This window comes from Pedobacter sp. KBW06 (assembly GCF_003852525.1).
Lineage (GTDB): Bacteria > Bacteroidota > Bacteroidia > Sphingobacteriales > Sphingobacteriaceae > Pedobacter.
Window position 1 is genome coordinate 894,214 of the sequence record NZ_QAJL01000005.1, and the last position, 16,817, is coordinate 911,030.

Below are 16,817 nucleotides of genomic sequence, written 5' to 3' on the forward strand. Positions count from 1 at the left end.
ATCCCTGTTGATTAACAAGATATTGGGTTATCTCCTCTAAATACGGTATTCGAATACACAAGCGCCTGCCTGTAGCATTCCACGAGCGTACTATCTCTTAACTCTGACAGCCTCTTTTTTTGAACGGAGGTGAGCATTGCCGCCGGAATTGGATCGATTTCGTTATAGAAATCTGTGAATAGAGCAGAAATATAGTTTTCAAACATAGCGGTCCTTTTCACTTTCCAATGCATTCCACGTGGCTTTGGGGTTGGTAATAGAAATAGTTTGAAGCGTCTAATCTCTCCGTTCCCAAAATCGATATCTGCCTCTGCACTCCAAACCCTTAGGCCAACATCAAACACTTCATTGATCTGAATCCTTCCCGAAAAGATTAGAAGAAACCAAGTGTATGGACTTTTGCCCTGTGTAATCGTTGAGGTGAAGTATATGTTTTCTACACCCTTATTTTCCGAAAGCTGTGAAATAAGATCAAGGTTGTAGCTTCTGGCTTCATTATTCCACTCAATATCAGAATTGACCATCAGATCATTGTCGTATGAGCTCTGGTCAATTCTATTTACTCGGAACAAGACATCTGACATCAAAAGATGATGATCAAGGAGAAGCTGAATACAATTCTTTATCGCAACCACTGGTTCCAGATAATTACCATCAACTTTTCTGGGATCCTGACCATTAAGCGCAAGACCAATGTATTTCCATAGCTCACTTTTTTTACTTCCATAAAAAAAACGCATGGAGGCCTCTTTGCCAAATCTTTCAGTAACTATTACAGTTTCTTCATTGATACTATTCGTGATGGCATAAATAGGGAATGATCCGACGATGATACCTTTATAATAATCGGTTGAGATCTGTTCGCCAAGAGTCTCATAATATTTTAGATAAGGATGTTCTTCGAGTTCGTTAGTGGGCATTTTAAAAGAGATTGAGCGTTTCTCAAATTTAAAAAAATTATCTTTATATTTATTTGATCACCGTAGCATTAAGTGGTTTATTTCGGGAAATATCAGTTTTCGGTGGTAACTAAACTATTTTTATAAACAGTTTTATTAATTTAAATACCCAAAGTTTCCGCTTTTGAAATCTCCGTCATCCCTAATTGGAAAATTAGTTTCTCTTCACCCTCATCACTGATGAGATTTGGATGGGACCACTACAACTAGGGCCAAATGTTAGAATACATTAAAAATAGCAGTATCAAAGGCAAGGACATTACCCGCAAATACGAAAACAATTTATTATCCTTTTCTTCCATCTATATATTTCCTTCGAAAGTAAAATGGGATGATTTTTTCATCCCATTTTACAATTACAATTTAGACATTACACATTCTACAAATGATTTTCTTGGTCTAGGTGCTGCTACAGTTCTACAACAAGATTGAATTGCAGAAAGAATAGCTTGATCTGAGGTCTGTGGTTTGTGCTTTTGGATTTTCCTTATCAAATAATCTACCTCCCAAGGCTCTTCACAGGAGAAATACCGCCCATCTCTTTGGTCTCTAATTTTCCGATTGTCATAATCCTCCCAATCGTCATTTAATACTCTTTGTGGCATAACATTTAATTTTATAGTTTATAACTTGGTTTATTCTTTATTTTTCAATTCTCATCGATGTTCCATCGTCCTTGTCCTTTTGTTTGGAGCTCTCGATAGCAAATGTAACGCGTTGCGAATTCTTATTTTTACGGTTTTCCGTAAAGTCAGATATCTAGCCTCTTTTTATATCTTGGTCGTCGTCAAAGCACGCTAATAATGGAATAAGCACAGTAATTAAATAATGGGTTTAAAATTTTAGAAAATAAATCCATTTCAACAATTAGACCGGTCAAGATCTTGATAAAGATATTTTCTTTAACTATTGATTTACTATATTTATATGAGATGTAGAGAAGTCATTGCTGCCCTACATTAACAAATCTAATTAACTACCTCAACCATGAAACTAATTCTTTTAGATGCATTTAGTGTAGCCTAATACATAACGCATCCAATCTCTTTGTTTGCCAACATCAGCGCCGCTGTGATGGCTTTTTTATTAGCCGCGACATTAACGAGCGAAAATTAATTGAATCTGCCCCCGAGACGGAGCGGGCCGATCTCATCATCAAAACTGCCGAACGTCTTCATATAGACTTGACACTTGTTCCTGAAAACCAAAGAGCTCCTCTCATTAGCCAGCCATTGAATTATCGTGTTTATAAGCTGCTCATTATTACAATTGTTATTTTAGGGATGGGGACATTTGCAAGCTACATTGCATTAAACTTTATCAATCATGCAAAGTTGGTTCCTGCCACGCATGAAAAAAAAAGATGGAAATTAATGAGATTACAGCAAGAATAACCTACAATAGGTGAAGTAGATAAAGACGTGCCCGAAATTTTTCAAAATAACTCGCAACTTGAACTGCGAATTGCAGAAAACACCAAGATCGCGAATAACGATTTGATAGGATGGCAAAACGGTTTCTTTCTCCCTGACTCCTTGTTTAAGCTAACTTCAACAAAGCAAGAGTTTGACAGAAAATTCACCCCTACAGGTGAAGGTACTTCTCTCGATTTGATAAGAGACTGCAGCAGATTCACAGGACATATTTCATATTTTTAATTCAAAGGGTATTTAGGGTGTTTTATCTTTTCCAACAGATACATCAACTTTTGTTTTCAAGTGCAAATAGCAACATATACCTGTTATTTAACAGGTTTTTTTTTCCAATTTCTGCCACCAAACTCCTTATACTTAAAATCTTGATAAGGATACCAATCTCTAACTTCAGTAGCGTCGAAGGACGATGCAGAAATTAAATGATCAGCCATTTTCAGGTAATCCTTACCTTCGAGCGGATAAACTCCTATTAGGTTGCTTACTGATTTACTATCGTATAAATTCACATTACAATTCATTGTGCAGTTTTCTTTCCTGAATGCCTTGATAAATTGGTAAACGTAATTTTTATCAAACTTTGCACGCTTTAATAAAACATGAAAATTTTGGACTGCCCGGTTATGCTCTGTTTCTAGAATTTCATAACTTTCTTTATCCAATTCACCGATCGATTGCTTTTCCTGATCCTCCGGGCTAATGATTACCTTTGAAGGGATCCATCCAACGTGACTAGCCGAAAGCCATTGTGGATCAACGACTCTTATTTTAGACCAGCTGCCTTTTGTTTCCAACACCTCAACTTTTGTAGAAAAATCTACCTGACAATAGTGTGTTTCACCTAACGATTTCGTTGCTTTTTCGTTTATAACCTTCCCAAATTTCGTTCCGGGCCCTTTTCTTATTTCTACGCTTTCATGATCGATACCATAGATAGTTGGCATCGGCTCTACACTTTCTTTTGGAAAGGTGGGATCTACACCACTTTTCTCCTGATTACCTTGAGCGCAAGAAATCAAAATTGTTAACCCAAATATTGCGATGAAATTTGTAAATATTTTATTCATGTTTAGTGCTTTTTTTATTCCAAAATCAGAAACCCGATGTAAACCCATGAAAAATTTTCAGTAAAAATACCCCTCAAATAAAGATTATACTCCTATTCTTTCAATAGAAGTAAATCTTCCTGGAAAGTTAACGAAAATGATTTCGCAAAACCGGCCATAGTAGTAACCCTCAAAATCCTTCAGCTCTTCAGTTACACTTGGAAACTTTAAAACTTTGACAACTAGGGCTCCCTTTTCTGTATCCGTGGTAAGAAGAATCACTCCCTTATCCCCCCATTGCTGTGTATGTTTAAGATATTTCACTTCGCCACTTTCTAGAATTGACCATGTCTTCAATTCAGCATCTTCAATCTTTCTAATAATTGCAGATTTTAATGTTTCTGGATTAGCCGTTTTAAATAGTAATTTCATTGTTTGAGCCTTTTATATTTAGATCGGTGAATTTAGATGTTCTAATCAATAGAAAACTACGGGAACCCATAAATCTAAAAACTTACTGCTATTCCTGATTACAAATAAAAACGATATGAGAAAAACATTATATATACTTAGCATTACCTGCCTGATTGGTTTTAATAAAAGAAGCATTGGTCAGGAAAAAAAACAAATTCATTTTTTGGCAGACACGATTAATGTTAGTTCTGAAAATAGTATCCTCGAAATAGGTACAGAGGGAAATGGAGCTTATTACATGTTCTATTGTCAATGTTTACCACCTTACGGTCACGGCTATAATTTGAGCTTTGCGTACCCAAAAAAAGCACTGAATGTTAATGAAATCCTTTCTATCAAACCTGATCAAAAATATATTAGCTGGAAGGAACTTTCGAAAATTGTCACTAAAACAAAGTATGACTTCGATAAACAATATGACTTTTTCATCACGGAGGTATTACCCAATGGCTACAAAACGAACAAAGTCAGAATGGTCAAATATCGTGAGCCAATAACTGATAGTATCGAGATAAAACCAAATGAAAATTAATGAAATACGCTATTATGGTTGTTGTCTTGACACAGTTTTTCCTAAATATTTTTTTTATAATTAGTGGAAATAAGTAAATCAACCAACTTTTAATCTGAATTCATTATCTGGGGAGCTGCCTCTCAATCACGCTGGCCGCGACAGAAACTCCAATTTCGGTCGCAACATCAAAAGCCCACTTCCCAGCGTCCTTTAAGTGCTGTAGTATTCCTAATTCGTCTCCACGTTTAGCGGCTATTTCCGCAGCAGCAACAGCAGCAACAGCTATATCTTCTTCGGGCGACGCTTGACTTTCCAATTTCATTGCCTCTCTTAATCTGATCAGTTCTTCTGCAAGCTGTGATAGGTCACCATCTGTTAATCCAAAATTATTTGTCAGTATTCCTATTTCATTTATTCCTACAACTGCACCAGGTCCACTTACGTGTATAGTAACATTGGAAGGAACTTCCTGGGTTAGATGAGTCATCAAAAATCTTTTTGAATTAAATAATCCTTCATGAAATTTCTCCAACCATGACCACTTAGTGACTCCAAACCCATAGCGATAAGCATAATCCACAGGAGCAAAAAAAACACTTTCATCAATTTCAGCCTGCCCTAAAATTTTTGATACCAAAATTCGGAGTGAGTTATCAAGACTTCTTAACTCTTGCTCGTTGAATTCCAATCCTAAAGGAAAAGGTGACACTCCTTGTTTACCCATGACAAGCATAGTAGATGTTCTTTCTAAAAATAGATTGAGCAGATAAATTCTTCCCGCAATCTCCTGATTCAGATTATTTTGCATAAATGTCTGTTTTTTGTCAGTACCTGACTTTGTTTCAATCATATTAATAATTAAATATAAAAAATTTGGAGGATTGAAAATGTATTTTCGAGGCATTTGGAGACCAATTGCTGATAGAATTGTTTTAATACAGCTTTGGAACTTGAGTGCAGATCGGTAGAACAACAAATAGAAAGGAAATACCCCCTAAACAACTCACATATAAGTGTTTATTTCGAATTTTAATTCCTACTTTTAACTGAAGCATTATCAAATAGACACAAGAAACCGAACAACCAAATTATATATCAGTTAATTAGACATTCTCACTATGCCAGCTCTCGATCAACCGCCACTTACCCCGCGTATGAGGCGCACCATTAAAGATCAATATACCTACAAACAGATCCTCGATTCACCTGAAAAAGCAGTTGACCTGTTTGATGCCTATCACAAGCTTTGGGGCAAACTCCCAAATAACGGATCCACAAAATATGCCAAGCCATTTCTAAAGTCTTTTCTTGATGCCTATGCCACCGAGATAGACTATAGCGGAGCACTAGTCAACCTGGCATCTGTACGCTTCGAAAAACTAAAGCCATTATCCTCAGTTCTTCAGCTTGCCAAGATATACAGTGAGAGTGCAGGAAAATCCAGGAAAGAACTGGGAAAGGAAATCATCCGCGCAGATATCGAAGGCAATATATACCGAATGATCCAGGACATTCCTAAACTTCATGAAGCTATGGGAGAAATGATCAGAAATAATGGTGGTTTGCACGGGAGCAGCAGCCTGTTGAATGCCGCAAAAGAAAACATCATATTGCTTGACGAATTCGCCTCTCAACTCGACCTTCCGCAAAACGACCTGGAGCTATTACTGAAAGCTCCTGCGGGTTCCCTTCAGGAACTACTGCGGGAATCCATCGAAAAAGCTATCGAAAAAAACGGAGGTGCTGAGGGAGGTGCTGCTTATGATGCACTTTTGGAGCAAGAGCTCGCCTCAAGGGGAGCAAATACAGAAGAAATTACCAAAGAATTAAAAGCGCACATCGACGCGATCCTAAAACAACCTGCCGCTCCTGACGATCTTGAAGTCTTTAAATATCAAATGGAAGAAGCACGCGGATGGGGAGCCCTGGCCGGAATGTTGGTCGCCACTAAAAACCCTAAACTTGGTAATGCCATCATCAATGGAACCAAATCCGCCGTTGACGCTTATGAGGCATTCTCTATGATTGCCACCATAGGTTTCACCGCCGCCAGCTTTGCAACCGGTGTTGGAGCTGTGATGACCACAATGTCCATTATCCAATCCCTTAATGGTGGGGAAGACAATGAACTGTCCTTCCTCGCGGCAGGTCTGAGACAGATCAATGAAAGCATCCAGGCACTCAGAGAAGAAATTGGTATCGTTAGCGAAAACATAGTAACATTGATCGATCAGGTAGATTTCATGATCAAGTATACACAGGCGCATTTAGGGGAAATCAAAGGAGGGATAGACCTGATCATCGATAAGGTAAATGAAAGTAAAAACTTACAGATGGAAGCTGATTTTGAAGAGAAATCACAACAAATAGAAACCATAAGTATCTTTCCGATCAGCATTGAACGGTTCATCTCGGACCTGGAACACCTCGGAAATATCGCGCTGATCGAGTCCTCGAATGTCCGCTTCACCAGGCTAAGGGATTCCGAGTTGGAAAAGTTCGAATTCCTCTCATTTCCCCGTATCGGTCAATACGACAGTTTTATCTGGTCTCCGATTGAAAAAAGGCCCGTGCTGCTAGTGAGTCTTTACCACCAGTTTATGGATGCTCTGCAGACGCCGGCAGAAAAAGCGCTATGGAAGTCAATCCTACCCGAGCTCCAAACTATTTTGAAGAATGAAAAGGAATTACTAAACCCCATCATTTCCGGGCAGGCAACTGAGAAATATATTAGTATGTTAACAGAAAATATCGACCAAATCAGGCCTTCAGCACTTCAGGGGCAATACGAGAGCTTTTTTGATACAGCGTTGGAGTTCAGGAAATTATTTTCATGGTTCCATGGCATGGCTTTCGGCTTAAGCTCCGAAACTGTACTAAAATCTGCCCTACGGGCATATACCTCAGCCGCGCTGGACCTATTGTTCCAGATATTCAAGAACATCCAGCCCGTTATCCATGAATTCAAACCAATCGTACCAAATCAGAACAAGATGCAATTGGACACCTTTCTGTTCAATCCAACCGATAGCAACTTTGCCGATGGAATTCCATACACCCCTATAACCTACCCATCAAATTTGTCTGTACTGGAAGATTTTTTCGCATTCTCCTTCAAAAGGAAGTTCACGTTTGATTTTCTGGGAAGCTACCCCTTGGTTCCACCATTCATGGCAGGACAAAGGATATATCTTGCCCCGGCCAAAATCGACCTTCTGAACCGGCATTATGATAACCTGATTGCAAATTTACCTGAGAACATCGACCAATTCATCTACCTTCTTGGGCGCTTTACCTCCAATGGTACACTGAAAATACAATATGAATATTTCATAGGTACCGATCAGTTCAATCCGGCAAAAAACTATTACTTCGGCCCAAATAATGACCGCCCATTGTATGGGGCTTTTTCTATGCGGATGACCATTGATATTGATGGAGATAAGACGAATATTAACCTGCTAAAAAAACCGATCACCATTACCATATTTGACTGCAGAATTGGACTTAACAGGGTATATGATGGTACCGGTATTGCTAACTTTCCTTTCTCCCCCAATATCGGCCCTGGCCGAATCAGTTTCTATGCTGAACATGATACCTTTTTTCCCTCGCTGCCTTCAACCCCTTTTAATCCACAAATGCTAAATGAAATCCTGGACATATTCAGACCAGCTAGCCCTACATCTTTCAATGACAGCCTTAAAAAAATGAAGGAACTGGGGGTCTACATTGCCCTGGAAGCAGAAAATGGTTTGACTGACATTACCAGGAACTGCGTAGACCTGGAACCCTACATCGAAAACAGCAGAAGAACCTGGACCAACCTCAGTACGGCCATACTTTGCCATTCAGAATCGAGCATGGATACCTCTGTTTATTTTGAATTCCTTAACCGCCAGCCCAAAATACTGGATCCAGCCCTTACGCTCAGCTCCCAAAACAGCTCCCAATACTTTAGCGGTGAAAACCTAAGCGATCTATTGTTGCTATGGCTAAAAAGAAAACGCGGGGAAGATCAGCAAAGACTACCGTTTGACGGTCTTAGCATAAAAGGCATTGAACAGACCAAGCCGCAGGACTTTTACGAGACTCCACCCTACCCGATCATTTATCTCAAGTTTGACATGGACAAAGAGAACGAATACGATCAGGTTACCAGCTACGAACTTTACGAGATTGATTTCTTACAGATGCTCGACAGCATAAAGACACCTGACCAGCCCAACTTCTATGGTTCCATACTGCCACATTGTGACCGGGCCATGGATGCTTTGACGGCGCTTTACAGAGATTTCTATTTTAGGAAAGAATAATTAGTGCCTTGCTCTTTATTGAATTCATAGCTTTTTTTATTTCTTAATCTGCTTCAGGAAGATGCTTTGTCAAAGCAACCACTTGCCGGGTAAATCATATTTTTTCACAATCTCCGGAGTCACCTCAATATTCATATTCTTCAGTTTCTCCTTTTCAAGAAGCCAGTCTCCCGTTTGTTTTACATCCGACAGATTGACCATATTTTGCTTATTCTCCAGTATATTAAGCATAGTATCTCTGACATAATAAATGTATTTTCCATTAGCGGTAAAGCCAAAAAAGTCGTTTGGAGTTAGCTGATAGACTGCCTTAAGCTTTAAATCCCCATTAAGAAGCCAGAGCCTGAAAGCCTTATCCATGACCAGGACGTCACCCGTAGCAGGGTTAAAGACAGTCTTTACAATAGCGGAATCAAGCCCGAAAGAACCAAACAACTTCCCATCAAATCCTTCAAATCTAAACTGGCTTTTCTCCTTGTTATTTTTGAGTACCTTATTCAGTAAAACCCTCGTACGTGCAAAGTCAACTCCCTCCAGCTTATCCTCTGTGATCCGGGGCTTTTTGGTTAAAAAATCATACATCGTAAATATATGATTGGCATTCTCAGTAATCGCATATCTTGCGCGCTCATCGACTTTTACACGCACAGCCCCGCTAACATTTGGCACTACATTAATCGGCACTCCATTCAGTTTAGTCAGCAGGATTTCATTTCCCTTTAAATATACTGCAGAATTATTTGGAGTAAAATCACCAAAACTCGCATTAGAGATACTGAAAATGGGCTTTTTAACATTTGAAGGATTGTAAATTTCAATGAGTCCCTTACTATTCGCCTCAGATCTTCCGGTCATAATCCATTTTCGGTCCGTTGAATTACTCACTGAAAAGTGTCCGTTAACCCGCTCCGTTTTTCCATTAGGAGAAACAATAAGCACTTCCCCCTGGCGGCTCAAACCATCTCCCACTTTCCTTGTCGGAACAATGAGTTTTCCATCTGAGAGATAGCGTACACGATAAGAGTCATCTCTGCTCCAGTCGTCCTCTAGAAAATTATCATAAGTATAAAGATATCGGTTATCGAGTTTCATCTCCAAGTGTACCTTCTTATGTTTACAGTCATAAATTACGAAAGAATTAGACTGTTCTGCAAGCAGCGAGGTCGAATCCCGGTTTCTATTGGCCAGAAACAACAGGTCGGTTCCCTGAATGAAATACATGTATTTTATCCGGTCAAAGGTCGTAACTGAGTCCCCCTTATTGTTCCATAACTGAAAACGATAGCCACTCTCTCCAATTCTACTGGAGATATAGCCCCCTTCGTCAGAAATATCAAATTCAAAAGACCGCAGCCCATCCCCTTTAATATTGATCAGACTGGTACTCAGCATAGATTGCACCGAAGGGTTCCTGAATAGTTTTAAGTAACTGGGAAGCAATTCCTTTTTATTTTCCTCGTTTTCCTGCTTGTCATACAGGTACTTTGCAATATTAATGGCAAGAGCTTTATTGGGAAATTTGTCAAAACGTGATCCATAAAATGCCTCCGCATATAATTTCCGGTATCCTTTCCTGAGTATTCCATATTGCCAGAGACCAGCTCCAAATAACAACAAAAACACCACCACCACCGCAAAAACCCATTTCCAAATCTTAAACCGTCGGTTTGCCTTTTTACTAAGTTCAATAAACCCCCTTGTTTCATGATCCAGTCGGCCAATGATTTTTTCAAACCGATTAATGTCATTATTACTTAGATAACTTCTGTTCTCATCCTTTTGAACCTGGTCAATGATCACTTTCAGGTCGTTTTGTTCTCCTATCAGCTGAGTCCGTTTCTGATAAATAAGCTCAGCAATTTTATCATGAGCCAGTTCTACATAACGAATTTCCTTTCGCACTATTCTGTGAGACTCAAGCAAAGACAGTACCTCCTCAAGAAGCCGCGGCTCAAAATCCTTAAATACTTGGGTAGCAGAATCACCTAACTTCATTCCTTTCATGTCACTTGAAACTTCGAGCGGATACTTAGTCCCTTCAGCAGTCACCAATGCATCTAGAATTTCATCCAAAAGGTCCTGCGTATTACTGAAGGGATGCGTTATATCAGGTCTGACGACCAGAAAGAGATCAAGCTCCTTACCAATTAGTTCAAGTTGCTCATGTAAGAAACGTTGAAGAACATCCTTTAGCGCACCCGATTCCTCTATTTCCTTAACCTCCCAATGGAGATAAGGAAGCCCCATATCCGTACTCAGCCCCTTAGGATAAGTACGCTCAAAATCTCTGCGCCACAGCTGATCCATATACACCTGAAGATAAGGCAGAGAGATGTCCGACTGGTCCTGAAGAATGTCTACCATACGCTCTATGGCATTATCCTCGAATGTAATGTTGTACTTTGGTCCCGATTGTCTTATTACTTCCATCACCTGTTTCCTGTCCATAGGACGAAGCGGAAGCCGGGCATCAAGCAACCGCGGAGTATCTTTGACCAGAAGCTCAAGGGAACCAAAATACTCTTCTCTGATCGTTACAATCTGGTTACAGGAAGCAAGTTTCTCATTAGAGAGAATAGACCTGATCAAACGATAAGCATCTTTCTTTTCCTGGTCATCACCAAGGATTAACAATTCTTCGAACTGATCAAATATGATATAAACCGGACGAAGCTTTTGCTTAATCAAGGCAATCAGCCCTTTCTCTATCGCTTTAACAGATTCTGATTCCATCCTGATACCACAGGCCACCAGACTGCGGGCCATGGCCTCCAAAAAATTATTCCCCCGCCTGACATAAAGTGCGAACCAGTCTGTTTCTTCGAAACAATTGGCCAGCCCGCACCTGACCAGACTCGTTTTTCCTGTACCAATCTTTCCATAGACCACTACAAACCTATGTCTGGAAACCAGGCGATAAAGTTCATTGATTTCAGCTTTTCGTCCAAAGAATTCATCCTTATCCTCCTTGAGATAGGCATCCAGGAACTTAAAAGGGCTAGGTGGTGTTTCTTGCTTAATCATTATCGTTCTTGTTTATCCCCAACATATCTGTTCGGTAATGTTCCAGTTCCATTTTCACAGTCGAGAAACGGTTTCGATTCTCCACAAATTCAAAATCTATAACGCTATCGGGCTTGCATATATCCTTGAACTGATAGCAATCTTTCTGCTCTTGATATTCGTTCAATATCACTATTTTTGACTTCCCGACTGAATCAAAAGCAAGGGCATCAAAGATAAACGGGGAGAGGTTGAGAAACTTCAGGTCATCATCCCCTGCAACCAGAATCTTGTTGCCACCTTCTTTCACAAGCATCTTCCCTTTCATTAACACAACCCCTTGACAGGAAAGACACTCATTTAACTCGTAAATATATTTCGCAGATCCGTTCACTCTCGTCAGCTTAACCACTGAATGGCTGAACGAAGGGCGTGGATTAAAGCGATGTTTAAGAATCGAGATTGCCTGTACACTTGTCAGATGATATTCGTACAAAAACCCTAGCGCTCCCATTATACGTGCAAGCCATCCTTCCGCGTCAGCACACAGGTTCGGGATCTCATCAACCCTAATCGGACTGCCATTGGCGATACGTTGTCTGAGAACCTCCAGAAATTCACAAGCCGACAAAAAATTATCATCATCTACATCTCCCTTTACAGTCAATAATCTGTAAATTTCCGAAAGTTCCGACAGAAACTGTTTATCAACAGGCTGCCCCATCCAAAAGGCAAGTATTTTCCTCAAAAATTCAGCATATGCGAAAACAGACCTTTCTTCTCCGCTTAAGGCGAAATGTTCCCGAAGTGGTTGTGCGACCTCATCAGGAAGTCTTTCAGAACCTTTAACTTCCCATATAAGGCAAATTACGATACAGCTGAGCAGTTCCATAGTAGTAGCGTATAAGCGGCAAATCTGCTCGAGTCTCCTTACATTGACCTTGTCATATCCATTGAGATCCCCTTCATCAGAAGGACAAAAAAGCTTCCTAAGATGCTCCCCGATTGGTAAGGGAAGGGCTTTCACCGATTCATCCTCAATATCTCTCTCTTCTACCGTCATCATATTACGAATTTGCGTCTCCATCACCGAAAATTTTTCATTTTTCGCCTTTACCATGGCATGGTAAATTGCATCGCGAAGCAGAGTATTCGCTTCAAAACTACCATTAACAACCGGTCGTACCTTTGGCAGCGGATTAAGCGATACATCACCATCTCTACAAAAAAACACCTCCCATAGTGGTTCATTGGGATCTCGCTCATTGAGGAAACTAATTCCCCTTGCTTCTTTATTTTTAAGATCCAGCTGACCAATGGTCACATTCTGGGCATAAACGAGCGCATTTAGGAATGCCGCTTTAATATCCATGCTACCCCTGGCCAGATTACGGTAAAACCAGGTAGAGAACTCTTTCGCCGCTACGTCATCAACCGAAGCATTGGTTGCAATTACTGCCGGCACCCCTAGTTTGAGCAACAGCTTCACCTGTCCGACAGTCGAACAACCATTGAGTACCACAAGTTTGAGTATCCCGTTTCTGGCACTCTGTTCCAGGTGATAGGCAAGCCCTGTCGCATTTATGGCCCTGTCATCAATTAAGAGTGCATGGTTTCCCGCATGCCCGCTGAAGTGAAACACAGCAATCTCGTTCCCCCATTCAGCAAACCGCTGATTGATCACCTCAGGAGTAGCAAAGGACTCCCTGATGATATCATATCCGTTCTCTTTACTATCCTCCAGGAGTATGCCATAGATCAGCTCATCCTCTTTCGATAAATTGGTCAGCCTGGCCTGCTCACTGTTGGAAAAGGCCAGGAAAATATTTGGTGTCATATCTTAAAAGATTTTTTAATGCAGTTTTCCATCCACAATGGTGTTGATAGCTGAAATATAGCGCATGGCGATCTGCTGAAAGCCCTCGTTATTGGGATGGATTTCATCATACCACTGATCAGTGCCCAGAACAGGATCGTACCTGATGATTTTCCGCAGGTCTAAATAGACAGCATTATCATTTTCCTTAGCAATCCTGAAAAGTCGGGTATTGAATTCATCCATAATATGATGGATAATGGCCCGCCGGTCCCCTTCCCTGTCAATTCCCTTTGCGATCATGTAACGCCCGAGCCATCCTTTCCCTGGATTATTGAGTTTAACGGGGTAATCATAACCGTGAAGAATTACTTTCAGCTTAGGATAACTCCGCCTTAGATTACCTAGAAGTCCTGCATAAATTTCCATCAAATCATTAATTTCCTGAAGCAGGCTAGCTTTTAAAAATCTGGCCGGATGCTCAGCTTCAGGGCTCGAATGGTCCGGAGCATCTGCAAGGAATTCCTGAAACCGACTACCCAGAATATCATTTCCCCCGCCACTAAGCAGGAAAATTTCAGGCCTGATTCTCTCTATTGCCTCCAGATAATATTCACCCCGATGGTGTTCACCCGAAACGATATTTCGAAAGGTATCTCCCGCAGCAGCGCAACAAAATATAGGATAGACACGCGAAAGATGGTCAATAATATCAAACACCAAAGGATGCTGAAACCATGAATCCCCCTCAGAAACCATTTTGATCTGGTCTGGGAATTTTTTGATGTTGCGCTGATAAAGCTTATTTCTTGAACTCCTTGCCCACCAGTTTGCAAGCGACAGGACGGTATCTCCCGCAATTCCACGATCACCGGTGAGCCTGATTTCCGGTTTTACCGAACAGGAGATCGCCAAATCAGCAGACAACTGCGTATTAAAATATAACCCGAGTGCAAAGTCTGCTGTACGCTCGTCCTTCAGCATCGCCTCAAGGTCCTGATGCGAAATCGTATTATGTAAAGGATTAAGAAGCTTAAAGGGCAAGCGCAGGCTGCACCATTCCTGATCAACCGGACTATTATTCGACCTGTTATTACCCAGCTGGTCATCAATTAAAATACCCTTTTCTTCCCTTGGTGTCCAGGGTGGTTCAATACCATTCATATCAACTCCATGAATCTCAAACGGCGAGGGGCTGACAATTAACTGAAAAAATTCCTTCGTAAAGGGAAGATTGTACCAAAACATCGTTTCTTCCGGAAAAACCTTGATTATTGCTCCGCCATTATTCCCAAGTTCTACGCTCTTGCCTGGCTCAAGCATTAGCACTGAAGGCTGAAGAAATCCGGTATAGGCGGCAAACTGTGCAGAAAGAAAAATGGCGGCACAATATATTGGCGAAGCTCCGATATTGGTTAGCCTGATTCGAATACTGGCCTCAAGGGCTCTGATAGGTTGATGATAGTTAACCACTAGTTCCTGACCACTGAAAGCATTAAAACCACTATCATTAATATCTACCTCAACCTTTATCGGAATGGAAAAATTCTGCGGAATCCTGGGATTGACCAATCCTTTAAGAAACCACCATTTGCTAACCTGGGCAAGCTGTTCAATGAGCCTTTCCGACAGATGGGAATCCAACAAATCTATTGGGATAGTTAAAGGACGAAACGGATCATCCGGATAAGTCAGAAAAAATGCCCCTGTGAGATATCGAAGACAAATATCTGCTTCTTCCTCCAGTTCTGTCAGTGAATATCCACTTCCCTTCTTGTCCGAAAGCGCGTCAAACACCATGCCCATGGTTGCCATCGGAGCATTACCACCTGCAACAAAGAGCTTCAGGCGGGCGGGCATTTCAATATTCAGCCTGGCCATATAGCGTTCCTGAGCATTAAGCCCTTCGTTGACCGAAAGTTTCGCAGTATCCAGCATCACTTTTGATATACTCGCATCCATAACCAGCTTTGAGTCTGACAGAGCAAACACTTTAACAGGCATACCAATCTCCAGGCCCTGCAAGGCTCCTTTATTTAAAGCCCAGCCGGTACGGGTATTAAAAACCAGCTCAGCAAACATATCATTTTTAGCGCCAGCCTGAAGTCCCAAAAAGTAAACTGTACTACCAGGACCAGTATATAATTTAGGTTTTTGCTCATATATACCCCTTAAATATTGCCTGATATGGCTGATAAGGTCATGATAACTGATCAACCCTTCGCTCAGATTCAGCACTCTGAGCAGCTCTTTGGTAAAAATGCCCTCACCTGCAACCTCGAGGGCAGATTCATTCGATTCACAGGCAGATAATTCCACATAAGCGGCATTACCCAGCACTTCATATTCCCCCTTCTCGGCAAGCAACGCCATGGGTACCTCGTCCGAAAAGATATATTCGTTGTAAGGGCGGACTGGAAAAATGAAAGGAATTCGCTTTGAGCGCACCTGCTTAAAGCTGCTTTCCACCAGAGCCGCATTCCTGCTTATTCCGGAAGAATGACAGCAATCAAAGATACATAGCAGATCTGCCTCAGGTGTATTCAGTTTAGAAATCAGCCAGCGGATTTCCTTATCGGCAATCAGCGCATCAGAAAGCTGATTCCCATCATAATAAGCCACAATGGCCTCCGAAGAACCATTCACTTCTGAATTAAAAAGATGGGGGTTGATAGACTGTCGGGTGCCATGTCCGGAGAAATAGAACAACATGCTGTCTCCTGCTTGTGCCTGACCAAGATGGTCCTTAAACTGCTGAATGATATTTGACCTTGTGGCCTCGCTGTCTTTAAGCAAAACAATCTCCGGATCGACTCCCTGAAGTCCTTCCAGATAACTCCTGATATTCAGGGCGTCATTCACACAGCCGGAGAGTTTTGGGAACCGGACATGATTTTCTGTAAGGAGAATATCTTCGGCATAGTCACAAATACCGACGATTAAGGCATAAAGCTTTTTTACAGCGGGAGCGTCATTATCCCGGAGACCAATTGATGAATTGTTTTCTTCCTGGTTTAGCATGATGAGGGGCGTTAAAAAAATCAGTAAAGAACTGGCGGGAAACGAGCTTCGGAAAACGGGCAAAAAAATATTGTCTGTACAATTAAATACTGATCAAAATATAAGTGAATCTACTCAACAAAAAGCATTTCAACAAATAAAAATACACCTGATTTTATGATAAAAAAAGAAATCAAGCGTCATTTTCTCTCTTCCTCAATTTTGATCAGATCAAAATTGGCTGAGCATTTAATTT

The 16,817-nt window shown here is 40.9% G+C and carries 9 protein-coding genes; 2 read left to right on the plus strand and 7 right to left on the minus strand.

Going from position 1 to position 16,817, the window contains the following annotated elements; genetic code table 11:
- Nucleotides 1–11: 11 nt before the first annotated feature.
- The 3 genes from DBR43_RS29815 to DBR43_RS29825 form a co-directional block, all read right to left on the minus strand.
- Nucleotides 12–920, minus strand: coding sequence for a hypothetical protein (locus DBR43_RS29815; RefSeq protein ID WP_124586956.1), 909 nt, complete (start codon nucleotides 918–920; stop codon nucleotides 12–14).
- Between the two features lie 1,780 nt (nucleotides 921–2,700).
- Nucleotides 2,701–3,459 carry an SH3 domain-containing protein gene (locus DBR43_RS29820; RefSeq protein WP_124586957.1) on the minus strand — a complete coding sequence of 253 codons (759 nt, stop codon included), beginning with the start codon at nucleotides 3,457–3,459 and terminating at the stop codon, nucleotides 2,701–2,703.
- A gap of 84 nt (nucleotides 3,460–3,543) precedes the next feature.
- Nucleotides 3,544–3,870 carry a hypothetical protein gene (locus tag DBR43_RS29825; RefSeq protein WP_124586958.1) on the minus strand — a complete coding sequence of 109 codons (327 nt, stop codon included), beginning with the start codon at nucleotides 3,868–3,870 and terminating at the stop codon, nucleotides 3,544–3,546.
- Nucleotides 3,871–3,985: 115 nt separating this feature from the next.
- On the opposite strand from DBR43_RS29825, the gene DBR43_RS29830 reads away from it, so the two are divergent.
- Complete coding sequence (locus DBR43_RS29830; protein ID WP_124586959.1) at nucleotides 3,986–4,444, plus strand: hypothetical protein; 459 nt, start codon at nucleotides 3,986–3,988, stop codon at nucleotides 4,442–4,444.
- A gap of 103 nt (nucleotides 4,445–4,547) precedes the next feature.
- Here DBR43_RS29830 and DBR43_RS29835 read toward each other — a convergent pair whose 3' ends face one another.
- Nucleotides 4,548–5,330 carry a hypothetical protein gene (locus tag DBR43_RS29835; protein ID WP_124586960.1) on the minus strand — a complete coding sequence of 261 codons (783 nt, stop codon included), beginning with the start codon at nucleotides 5,328–5,330 and terminating at the stop codon, nucleotides 4,548–4,550.
- Nucleotides 5,331–5,544: 214 nt separating this feature from the next.
- Between DBR43_RS29835 and DBR43_RS29840 the strand changes: the two genes are divergently transcribed.
- Nucleotides 5,545–8,742, plus strand: coding sequence for a hypothetical protein (locus tag DBR43_RS29840; RefSeq protein ID WP_124586961.1), 3,198 nt, complete (start codon nucleotides 5,545–5,547; stop codon nucleotides 8,740–8,742).
- Between the two features lie 69 nt (nucleotides 8,743–8,811).
- On the opposite strand, the gene DBR43_RS29845 is transcribed toward DBR43_RS29840, so the two are convergent.
- Genes DBR43_RS29845 through DBR43_RS29855 form a run of 3 tightly spaced genes read right to left on the minus strand, consistent with a single transcriptional unit; the run spans nucleotide 8,812 to nucleotide 16,582 of the window.
- Nucleotides 8,812–11,766, minus strand: coding sequence for an ATP-binding protein (locus DBR43_RS29845; RefSeq protein ID WP_124586962.1), 2,955 nt, complete (start codon nucleotides 11,764–11,766; stop codon nucleotides 8,812–8,814).
- Nucleotides 11,759–13,582, minus strand: coding sequence for a CHAT domain-containing protein (locus tag DBR43_RS29850; RefSeq protein ID WP_124586963.1), 1,824 nt, complete (start codon nucleotides 13,580–13,582; stop codon nucleotides 11,759–11,761). Before DBR43_RS29850 ends, DBR43_RS29845 begins: the two co-directional genes overlap by 8 nt.
- Nucleotides 13,583–13,597: 15 nt before the next feature.
- Complete coding sequence (locus DBR43_RS29855; RefSeq protein ID WP_124586964.1) at nucleotides 13,598–16,582, minus strand: caspase family protein; 2,985 nt, start codon at nucleotides 16,580–16,582, stop codon at nucleotides 13,598–13,600.
- Between the last annotated feature and the right edge of the window lie 235 nt (nucleotides 16,583–16,817).